Annotated in this window: 10 protein-coding genes; 7 read left to right on the top strand and 3 right to left on the bottom strand. The window is 69.5% G+C overall.

The window, feature by feature from the left end:
* Positions 1 to 90: 90 nt before the first annotated feature.
* The gene (dksA, locus tag DK254_RS17040; protein ID WP_109934727.1) at positions 91 to 534 is read right to left on the bottom strand and encodes an RNA polymerase-binding protein DksA; all 444 of its coding nucleotides are present in this window, start codon (positions 532 to 534) and stop codon (positions 91 to 93) included.
* Between the two features lie 190 nt (positions 535 to 724).
* Between dksA and DK254_RS17035 the strand changes: the two genes are divergently transcribed.
* Positions 725 to 1897, top strand: a complete 1173-nt coding sequence (locus DK254_RS17035; protein ID WP_109934726.1) for a pyridoxal phosphate-dependent aminotransferase — start codon at positions 725 to 727, stop codon at positions 1895 to 1897.
* On the top strand, positions 1897 to 2604 hold the full coding sequence (sfsA, locus tag DK254_RS17030; protein WP_109934725.1) for a DNA/RNA nuclease SfsA: 708 nt from the start codon (positions 1897 to 1899) through the stop codon (positions 2602 to 2604). The genes DK254_RS17035 and sfsA overlap by 1 nt, the downstream gene beginning before the upstream one ends.
* Positions 2605 to 2609: 5 nt before the next feature.
* On the opposite strand, the gene DK254_RS17025 is transcribed toward sfsA, so the two are convergent.
* Both DK254_RS17025 and DK254_RS17020 read right to left on the bottom strand, forming a co-directional pair.
* Positions 2610 to 2939 carry a Rieske (2Fe-2S) protein gene (locus DK254_RS17025; protein ID WP_109934724.1) on the bottom strand — a complete coding sequence of 110 codons (330 nt, stop codon included), beginning with the start codon at positions 2937 to 2939 and terminating at the stop codon, positions 2610 to 2612.
* Positions 2940 to 3021: 82 nt separating this feature from the next.
* Positions 3022 to 5232 carry a TonB-dependent hemoglobin/transferrin/lactoferrin family receptor gene (locus DK254_RS17020; protein WP_109934723.1) on the bottom strand — a complete coding sequence of 737 codons (2211 nt, stop codon included), beginning with the start codon at positions 5230 to 5232 and terminating at the stop codon, positions 3022 to 3024.
* Between the two features lie 187 nt (positions 5233 to 5419).
* Between DK254_RS17020 and DK254_RS17015 the strand changes: the two genes are divergently transcribed.
* Genes DK254_RS17015 through DK254_RS16995 form a run of 5 tightly spaced genes read left to right on the top strand, consistent with a single transcriptional unit; the run spans position 5420 to position 10076 of the window.
* Positions 5420 to 6475: a hemin-degrading factor gene (locus tag DK254_RS17015; RefSeq protein WP_109934722.1), complete on the top strand. Its 1056-nt coding sequence runs from the start codon at positions 5420 to 5422 to the stop codon at positions 6473 to 6475.
* A gap of 10 nt (positions 6476 to 6485) precedes the next feature.
* A complete protein-coding gene (locus DK254_RS17010; protein ID WP_109934721.1) occupies positions 6486 to 7379 on the top strand; it encodes a hemin ABC transporter substrate-binding protein in 894 nt (297 codons plus the stop codon).
* A 50-nt stretch (positions 7380 to 7429) separates the two neighbouring features.
* Positions 7430 to 8413 carry an iron ABC transporter permease gene (locus DK254_RS17005; RefSeq protein WP_109935769.1) on the top strand — a complete coding sequence of 328 codons (984 nt, stop codon included), beginning with the start codon at positions 7430 to 7432 and terminating at the stop codon, positions 8411 to 8413.
* A complete protein-coding gene (locus tag DK254_RS17000) occupies positions 8413 to 9180 on the top strand; it encodes a heme ABC transporter ATP-binding protein (RefSeq protein WP_109934720.1) in 768 nt (255 codons plus the stop codon). The genes DK254_RS17005 and DK254_RS17000 overlap by 1 nt, the downstream gene beginning before the upstream one ends.
* 11 nt (positions 9181 to 9191) lie before the next feature.
* A complete protein-coding gene (locus tag DK254_RS16995; RefSeq protein WP_109934719.1) occupies positions 9192 to 10076 on the top strand; it encodes a ChaN family lipoprotein in 885 nt (294 codons plus the stop codon).
* The last annotated feature ends 36 nt before the right edge of the window (positions 10077 to 10112 follow it).

Below are 10112 nucleotides of genomic sequence, written 5' to 3'. Positions count from 1 at the left end.
GGACATGGCGCAGGCTGGGGGTCGGGAGGCAGGGCGCCGCACAAACGCGACGGGGCGCCTAGGCGCCCCGTTCGCGAAAAGCCGCAGGCGTCAGGAGCCGAGCTGCTTTTCCTTGATTTCCGCGAGGGTCTTGCAGTCGATGCAGAGGGTCGCGGTGGGGCGGGCTTCCAGGCGGCGGATACCGATCTCCACGCCGCAGGAGTCGCACCAGCCGTAGTCGTTGTCTTCGATCAACTGCAGTGTCTCGTCGATCTTCTTGATCAGTTTGCGTTCGCGGTCGCGGGCGCGCAGTTCGAGGCTGAACTCCTCTTCCTGGCTGGCGCGGTCGGCCGGGTCCGGGAAGTTGGCCGCTTCGTCCTGCATGTGGTGCACGGTGCGGTCGACTTCTTCCATCAGCTCAACTTTCCACTTGTTGAGGATGGAGGTGAAGTGGGCGCGCATGCGCTCGCTCATGTACTCCTCGCCCTTGGTTTCCTTGTAGGGTTCGAAGCCACGAATCAGTTGGCTGCTCTGCTGTTTTGCATTGGTGGGCATGTGTGGCCGCCTCTCACTCTCGCTAATCCTGTCGCGGATGGTCCCTCTCCGGCACCGCCGGCCCCGCGCTCGCAAGCGGGCGAACTTACCAGATCGATAATCGTGATGCTACTCCCGGTTGTCGAGCTTGCTGCCACCCGCTGATGGCTTGGTTAGAATCGCCTCTTCGTCGCAAAGTTCGGTATTTCCCATGGTTTCTTCCTTCAGTGCCCGCAGCCGCGCCATCGAACCTTTCCACGTCATGGCGTTGTTGGCGCGAGCCAACGAGCTGCAGGCCGCTGGCCACGACGTCATCCACCTGGAGATCGGCGAGCCGGACTTCAGCACCGCCGCGCCCATAGTCGCCGCCGGCCAGGCCGCACTGGCCGCCGGCCATACCCGCTACACCGCGGCCCGCGGCCTGCCGCAGCTGCGCGAGGCCATCGCCGGCTTCTACGCCTCGCGCTACCGCCTGGCCATCGACCCCGAGCGCATCCTGGTCACCCCGGGCGGTTCCGGCGCCCTGCTGCTGGCCAGCAGCCTGCTGGTCGACCCGGGCCGCCACTGGCTGCTGGCCGACCCCGGCTACCCGTGCAACCGTCACTTCCTGCGCCTGGTGGAGGGCGCCGCGCAACTGGTGCCGGTGGGCCCGCAGAGCCGTTACCAGCTCACCCCGGAACTGGTGGATGCGCACTGGAATCAGGACAGTGTAGGCGCTTTGCTGGCATCGCCGGCGAATCCTACGGGCACTTTGCTGCACAAGGATGAACTGGCCGCGTTGTCGCAGGCCCTCAAGGCCCGTGGCGGGCACCTGGTGGTGGACGAGATCTACCACGGCCTGACCTACGGCGTGGATGCCAGCAGCGTGCTGGAAGTGGACGACGAGGCCTACGTCCTCAACAGTTTCTCCAAATATTTCGGCATGACCGGCTGGCGCCTCGGCTGGCTGGTGGCGCCGCCGGCGGCGGTGGGCGAGTTGGAGAAGCTGGCGCAGAACCTCTACATCAGCGCCCCGAGCATGGCCCAGTATGCCGCGCTGGCCTGCTTCGAGGAGGGCACCCTGGCCATTCTCGAGGAACGCCGCGCCGAGTTCGCCCGCCGCCGCGACTACCTGCTGCCGGCCCTGCGCGAGCTGGGCTTCGGCATCGCCGTGGAGCCGGAAGGGGCCTTCTACCTGTACGCCGACATCAGCGCCTTCGGCGGCGACGCCTACCGCTTCTGCCAGCACTTCATCGAGACCGAGCACGTGGCCTTCACCCCGGGCGTGGACTTCGGCCGCTACCAGGCCGACCACCACGTGCGCTTCGCCTATACCCAGAGCCTGGAACGCCTGGAGCAGGCGGTGGAGCGGATCGCCCGCGGCCTGAAGAGCTGGCGGCCCTGATGCGCTTCGCTCCGGAACTGGAGGAGGCGCGCCTGCTGCGCCGCTACAAGCGCTTCCTCGCCGATATCGAGACGCCCACCGGTGAGCAGTTGACCATCCACTGCCCGAACACCGGCTCCATGCTCAACTGCATGAGCGAGGGCTGCCGGGTGTGGTTCAGCCGTTCCTCCGACCCCAAGCGCAAGCTGCCCGGCACCTGGGAGCTGAGCGAGACGCCCCAGGGGCGCCTGGCCTGCGTAAACACCGGGCGGGCCAACCGCCTGGTGGAGGAGGCCCTGCTGGCCGGCAGCGTTGCCGAACTGGCCGGTTTCGCCGGGCTGCGCCGGGAGGTCGCCTATGGCGTGGAGAACAGCCGCGCGGACTTCCGCCTGGACTTCGCCGGCGGGTCGGCGTTCGTCGAGGTGAAGAGCGTCACCCTGGGCTTCGACGCCACGCCGGTGGCGGCCTTCCCCGACGCCGTGACCACCCGCGGGGCCAAGCACCTGCGCGAGCTGGCGACCCTGGCCCGTGCGGGTACCCGCGCGGTGCTGCTGTATTGCGTGAACCTGTCCGGCATCGAGGCGGTGCGCCCGGCGGAGGAGATCGACCCGGCCTATGCCGCCGCGCTGCGCGAGGCGCGCGACGCCGGCGTGGAGATGCTGGCCTATGGTGCCGATATCGACGTCAGCGAAATCCGCCTGAGCCGGCCGCTGCGCATCGAGTTGTAGGTCTTTCAGTCATCCTCGGGCAGGCCTATCCACAGGCCCCGCTCGTCCTCGCGGCAAGGCAGGCTGTCGAGCACCTCGCCCAGGCAGGGGCCCTGGATGCATTCGCCGGATTCGACGAGGAAGAGCGCGCCGTGATGGGCGCACTGCAGCAGGCCGCCGCTGGCGTCGAGGAAGCGGTCGGCCTCCCACTCCAGGGGCACGCCGCGGTGCGGGCAGCGGTTGCGGTAGGCGTACACGCGGCCCTGGCGGCGCACGGCGAAGACCTTCAGGCCTTCCACCTGGAAGCCGCGGCTGCGGCCCTCGGCCAGTTCGCCCGGATGGCAGAGCAGGATCACCGCGGCGCTCCCGGCGCCGACAGCAGGGCGCGTGGCGCCCCCTGGCGTCGGGATAGGGTGCACGTCCTTGTGCTGAAGTCGGTCAGATCTCCCAGATCAGGTTGGCCGCCGCATAGCGGCCGGGCTGGGTGTAGCGATCCAGGCTGGGGCTGTTCTCGGTGAGGCCGCGTACGTCGCCCCATTGCCAGTACTTCTTGTCGGTGAGGTTGAACAGGCCGGCGTTGAGGGTCACGCCGTCGGTGATCCGCACCCAGCCGCTGAGGTCGAGCAGACCGTAGCCGCCGGGCTTGAATTGGCTGGGGACTTCGTTGTCGTCGATGCGCTGCTTGGCCTGCACCAGGGTCCAGGTCAGCTCGCTGCCGAAACGTCCGCCGGGCGCATCATACCCCAAACCGAACACGCCCTTGAGCGGGTCGACGCTGTTGATCGGCTCGCCGGTTTCCTCGTCCTTGCCCCGTGCATAGGACACGGCGCCACGCAGGCGGGTCCCCTCGGGCAGGCCGGCGGCCAGGTGCAGGTCGAGGTCGCCGCGGGCCTCGGCGCCGCGGATGGTGACCTTGTCCAGGTTGGTGTACTGGTAGGTCAGGCGGCCGTTGCCGGTGGGGTCGTTGGGCAGGGTGACCTGCTCGATGAAGTCGTCGTAGCGGTTATAGAAGAGGGCGATGCCGAAGCTGCCCATGGTGTACTTGCCGCGCAGGCCGAGTTCATAACTGTCGCTGGTTTCCGGCTTGAGGTCGGTGTTGGCGATGGTCTGGTAGCCGATGGCGGTGTTGACGAACTCGCCGAAGATGTCCACCGGCTCGGGCGCGCGGAAGCCGGCGGCGTACTGGCCGTAGACGCTGTGGTGGTCGTCGATGCGGTAGGTCACGCCGAACTTGGGCGACAACGCGTGATCGCTGAAGTTGGACGGGGCGGTGTCCAGCGGGTGGCTGTTGAGATAGCGCTGGCTGACCTCCGGGCGCATCTCGTAGTAGTCATAGCGCAGGCCCGGCAGCAGGGTCCAGCGGCCGATGTCGATGCTGTCCTGGATGAACGCCGCGTATTCGTGGGTGACCGGATCGGGGAAGTCGCTGAGCGGGAAGGTTTCGCTGCCGAAGGCCGGCGGCACCGGTTGGCCGTTGCTCTGGAAGGTCTCGCCGCCCTTGCGCAGGTCGCTGCTTTCCAGGCGCTTGAGGTCGAAGCCGTAGATCAGGTGGTGCTGGGTGTCGGCCAGGGCGAAGCGCTTGTCCAGCTGGCTGTTCAGGCCCCAGAGTGTTTCCTGGTATTTCGAATCCCGCACGCGATCGCGCAGGCTGCCGCCGCTGAAGCGTTCCTGGTAGGTCTGCTGGCGGATCTGGCTGTCCTGGTAGTTGAGCTGCCATTGCACCTGGTCGGCCAGCGCGCTGTCGAGCTGGAAGCGGTGCTGCAGGCTGATGCGCTCGCGGTCGGTGCTGTCGGTGGCATCGGAGGTGCGGGTGGCGCCGGTGGCGCTGTACTCGTTGAGCAGGCGGGTGTCGGCGTCGTCGGCGTAGCGCTCGTAGGCCAACTGCAGGCGGCTGCCTTCGGCGTAGTCCCAGCCGACCTTGGCCAGCAGGTTGTCGGTGCCGAAGTCCACCGGGTTGGCCTCGCCACGGGTGGCGCCGATGCCGCCCTGGCCGCCGAAGGTCTCGGTGTCGTGGCCGTCGCGGCGGCTGATGGTCAGCAGGCCGTCCACCGGCCCCTGGCGCCCGGCGAAGGTGGCGCTGCCCAGCCAACTGTCGTCGGAGCCGTCGTAGCCGGTCTTGAAGCGGGCGTAGAAGTCCTTGCCATCCTCCAGGTAGTCCGCGGCGTCCTTGGTCAGGAAGCTCACCGCGCCGCCCAGGGCGTCGCTGCCGTACAGCGAGCTGGCCGGGCCGCGAAGTATCTCGACGCGTTTCACGGTATCCAGGTCGATGTAGTTGCGCCGCGCGTCCATGAAGGGGCCGAAGGCGAAGGCGCCGGGCACGCCGACGCCGTCCACCTGGGTCAGCACGCGGTTGCCGCCGATGCCGCGGATGGTGAAGCCCGACAGGCCGAAGCGGCTGCCGCTGCCGCTCACCGACACGCCGGGCTCGTAGCGCACCAGCTGCTTGATGTCGTTGGCGTTGTTGCGGTCGATGTCCTGCTCGGTCTGCACGCTCACAGTGCTGGGCACCGCATCCACGGGTTGCTCGCTGCGCGTCGCGGTGACCGTGGTCTCGCCGAGGGAAACCGCATTGTTCGCGAGGGCGAGTGAGGGGCTCAGCAACAACAGGGCCAGCCAGTGGCGGCGGGCGAACGGAGGCGTGATCGACATGGGGTACCTGTATTTTTCTTGGAAGTGGCAGATGGCAAATGGCCGTTGGCAGAAGGCGGCGCAGACCATAATGCCTCTCAAATCTAAATGCAAATTATTATCAAATAGATTTATTAAATTCGTTGTGGCACAGTTCGTCGGTGCCGCCGCGATGCGGCAGGTCTCCCTGTGAACGAGGACTTCTGCGATGACTACCCTTTCCGCGCCGGCTTCCGAGCTGTACCGCGCCTGGCAGGCGCTGCGCGCCGAGAAACCGCGTCTGCGCGCCCGCGATGCGGCGCAACACCTGGATGTGAGCGAGGCCGAGCTGACCGCCAGCCGTCTCGGCGTCGATGCCGTGCGCCTGCGCCCGGAGTGGGCCGCGCTGCTGCCGGCGCTGGGCGAGCTGGGCCCGATCATGGCGCTGACGCGCAACGAGCACTGCGTGCACGAGCGCAAGGGGCCGTACCAGGAAGTCACCGTATCGGCCAACGGGCAGATGGGCCTGGTGGTGTCCCCGGACATCGACCTGCGCCTGTTCCTCGGCGGCTGGGACAGTGTGTTCGCCGTCAGCGAGGAAACCGCCCACGGCACCCAGCGCAGCATCCAGGTGTTCGACCGCCAGGGCACCGCGGTGCACAAGGTGTTCCTCACCGAGCACAGCGAGGTCGCCGCCTGGGCGCCGCTACTGGAACGCTTCCGCGCCGAGGAGCAGAGCGAGCGCCTGGAGCTGCGCCCGGCCGAGGCCAAGGCCGCGCCGCTGGCCGATGAAGCGATCGACGTCGCTTCCCTGCGCGGGGGCTGGGCGGCGCTGAAGGACACCCACCACTTCTTCGCCCTGCTGAAGAAGCACAAGGCCGCGCGCACCCAGGCGCTGCGCCTGGCCGGCCGCGAGTGGGCCGAGCCGCTGGACGTGGCCGAGCTGCCGCGCCTGCTGGAGGCGGCCAGCGCATCCCGCCTGCCGATCATGATCTTCGTCGGCAACGCCCACTGCATCCAGATCCACACCGGCACCGTGGACAACCTGAAGTGGCTGGACGACTGGTTCAACGTGCTCGATGCGCAGTTCAACCTGCACCTGAAGACCTCCGGCGTGCGCGAGCTGTGGCGCGTGCGCAAGCCGAGCAGCGACGGCATCGTCACCAGCTGGGAGGCCTTCGACGCCGATGGCGAGCTGGTCCTGCAGGTGTTCGGCGCGCGCAAGCCGGGTGTGCCGGAACTGGAAGAATGGCGTAGCCTCGCCGAATCCTTCACGGCTATCTGAGGAGGCAACCATGACTGCGCGTCCCCTGCTGGCCGGGCTGTTCGCCGGGCTTTGCCTCGCCGCCACCAGCGCCATCGGCGACACCCTGCCCAAGCGCTGGGTGAGCGCCGGCGGCTCGCTGAGCGAGTGGGTGGTGGCCCTGGGCGGCGAGCCCCGCCTGGTCGGCGTCGACACCACCAGCCTGCACCCGGCCAGCCTCAAGGCGCTGCCGAAGATCGGCTACCAGCGCCAACTGGCGGCCGAGGGCATCCTGGCGCTGAAGCCGGACATCCTCCTCGGCAGCGAGGAGATGGGGCCGCCGCCGGTACTGCAACAACTACGCGCCGCCGGGGTGCGTATCGAGACCCTGTCGGCCAAGGCCGATGAGCAGACCGTGCACGACAACCTGCTGCGCCTGGGCGAACTGCTGGGTACGCCCGAGCAGGCCGGGAAGGTGGCGGCGGACTTCCAGGCGCGCCTGGCGGCGCAGCAGGCCTGGGTCAGCAAGGCCCAGGCCGGCCAGGCCGCGCCGGGCGTGCTGCTGCTGATCGGCAACGCCGGCGGCAGCCTGCTGGTGGCCGGGCAGGACACCGCCGGCGACTGGATGATCCAGCACGCCGGCGGGCGCAACCTGGCCAGCCACAAGGGCTACAAGGCACTCTCCGGCGAGGCCCTGACCGCCCTCGACCCGCAGGTGGTGGTGCTGGCCGACCGCAGCCTGGACGGCGACAAGGCGCGCGAGGCGCTGATTCGCCAGAACCCCGGGCTGGCCGCCACCCGGGCGGCGCGTGAGGCCCATGTGCTGCTGCTCGACCCGACGCTGCTGGTCGGCGGCCTCGGCCCGCGTATTCCGGACGCATTGGCCAGCCTCTCCCAAGCCTTTTATCCTTCCGCGCAGGCCCTGAACCCGGAAGGTCGTCCTTGACTGCGAAGCACGCTGCCCGACCGCTGTTCCTGCTCCTTGGTTTCCTCCTGCTGCTGGTCCTCTGGCTGTCCCTGGCCCTGGGGCCGGTCAGCCTGCCGCTGGGCGACACGCTACGGGCGCTGGCGCGCCTGGCCGGGCTGCCGGTGTCCGCCGACGATCTCGGCCAGGCCGAACTGATCGTCGGGCAGATCCGCCTGCCGCGCACCCTGCTGGGCGTCGCCACCGGCGGGGTGCTGGCGCTGGCCGGGGTGGCCATGCAGGGGCTGTTCCGCAACCCGCTGGCCGACCCCGGGCTGATCGGCGTGTCCAGCGGCGCCGCGCTGGGCGCCGCCATCGCCATCGTCTTCGGCGCCTCCATCGGTGGCCTGCCGGAGGCCTTCGCGCCCTACCTGCTGTCGGCCTGCGCCTTCGTCGGCGGCCTGCTGGTGACCGCGCTGGTCTACCGCCTCGGCCGCCACAACGGCCAGACCAGCGTGGCCACCATGCTGCTCGCCGGCATCGCCCTCACTGCGCTGGCCGGCGCGCTGATCGGCCTGTTCACCTACCTGGCCGACGACGCGACGCTGCGCACCCTGACCTTCTGGAACCTCGGCAGCCTCAATGGCGCCAGCTACCCGCGGCTGTGGCCGCTGCTGCTGGTCACGCTGCTGGTGGCCTGCTGGCTGCCGCGCCGGGTGGACGCGCTCAACGCGCTGCTGCTGGGCGAGTCCGAGGCGCGCCACCTGGGCTTCGACGTCGAGCGGCTGAAGGTCGAACTGATCCTCTGCACCGCCCTGGGGGTTGGCGCCGCGGTGGCCGCGGCGGGGCTGATCGGCTTCATCGGCCTGGTGGTGCCGCACCTGCTGCGCCTGATCGTCGGCCCCGACCACCGCCTGCTGCTGCCGGCCTCGATGTTCGGCGGCGCCATCCTGCTGCTGCTCGCCGACCTGGTGGCGCGCCTGGCGCTGGCGCCGGCGGAGCTGCCGATCGGCATCGTCACGGCGCTGATCGGCGCGCCCTTCTTCCTTTACCTGCTGATCCGGGGGCGTTCCTGATGCTGGCGGCGGAAAACCTGACGGTGAAGCGCGGCCAGCAGGTCGTGCTGCAGGGCGTGAGCCTGGCGCTGCAGCCGGGCGAGGTGCTCGGCGTGCTGGGGCCCAACGGCGCGGGCAAGAGCACCCTGCTGGGGGCGCTGAACGGCGAGCTGCCACTGGCCAGCGGTAGCGTGAGCCTCGACGGCCGCGCGCTGGAGCAATGGCAGGGCACGGCGCGGGCACGGCGCTTGGCGGTGCTGCCGCAATCCTCGTCGCTGAATTTCGCCTTCAGCGTCGAATCCGTGGTGGGCTTCGGCCGCCTGCCCCACGACAGCGGCCGCCAGCGCGACGCCGAGATCATCGCCGAGGCCATGGCCGCGGCCGACGCCTCGCACCTGGCCGGGCGCAGCTACCTGGCGCTGTCCGGTGGCGAGCGCCAGCGCGTGCACCTGGCGCGGGTCCTGGCGCAGTTGTGGCCGGGCGGCGCGGAACAGGTGCTGCTGCTGGACGAGCCGACCTCGGCGCTGGACCCCCTGCACCAGCACACCACCCTGCAGGCCGTGCGCGAATTCGCCGGCTGCGGCGCCGCGGTGCTGGTCATCCTGCATGACCTCAACCTCGCGGCGCGCTACTGTGACCGCCTGCTCCTGTTGCACGACGGCCGCCCGCATCTGTTCGGCACGCCGGACGAGGTACTGCGCGCGGAACCGCTGCGCCAGGTGTTCGGCCTGGACGTGCTGGTGCAGCGCCATCCCGAGCGCGGCCATCCGCTGATCGTTGCCCGTTGAAAGGAGTTCACGTGAAATACCTGCTGATTCCCCTGGTGGCGCTGCTGGCGGCCTGCCAGAGCCTGCCTTCCGCACCGCCCCTGCCGACCTGGCAGAGCCCCGAAGGCCGCGACAATGCCGAGTTGGGTGTCATCCGCGACCTGCGCAGCGGCCAGGCGCTGACTCCGGAACAACTGCTCGAACGCCTGGAGGCCGCACCGCGCGTGCTGGTCGGCGAGCAGCACGACAACCCCGACCACCACGCCCTGGAGCTGTGGCTGGTGCGCGCCCTGGCCCAGCGCCGCGAGCAGGGCAGCGTGTTGCTGGAAATGCTCAACCCCAACCAGCAGCAACGGGCGACGGCGGCCCAGGCGGCCAGCGCCGCCGGCAAGCCGCCGCAGGACCTGTACGCCGCGCTGGCCTGGCAGCCGGGCTGGGACTGGTCGCTCTACGGCCCGCTGGTGTCCTGGCTGGTCAAGCAACCGGCGCCGTTGCTGGCGGCCAACCTGGATCGCAGCGAGATCAAGCGCATCTACGGCGAACAGCCGGCCCTCGCCGGTACCCGCTCGACGGCCGAGGACGTGCGCCGGGTGCTGCTCGACGACATCCGCGAATCCCACTGCGGCCTGCTGCCGGAAAGCCAGATGCCGGCCATGCTGGCGGTGCAGCAGCAACGCGACCGGCGCATGGCCGAGCGGCTGAAGGCGGCGCCCGCGCCCGCCGTGCTGATCGCCGGCGGCTTCCACGTCCGCCGCGACCTGGGCGTGCCGCTGCACCTGGAAGACCTGGGGGCAGGGGAGGGCACGCAGGTGCTGATGCTGGCCGAGGTGGGCAAGACGGTCTCCGCGCAACAGGCCGACTACGCCTGGTACACGCCGGCGCTGCCGCCGCAGGATCATTGCGCGAAGTTGCGTTGATGCGGGCATAGCCTGACGGGAGGGCTCCTCTTTTTT

Source organism: Pseudomonas sp. RW407 (assembly GCF_003176655.1).
Taxonomy (GTDB): domain Bacteria; phylum Pseudomonadota; class Gammaproteobacteria; order Pseudomonadales; family Pseudomonadaceae; genus Pseudomonas; species Pseudomonas delhiensis.
The sequence above is the reverse complement of the archived record's forward strand: the minus strand, read 5'-3'. Positions and strand labels throughout refer to the sequence as shown.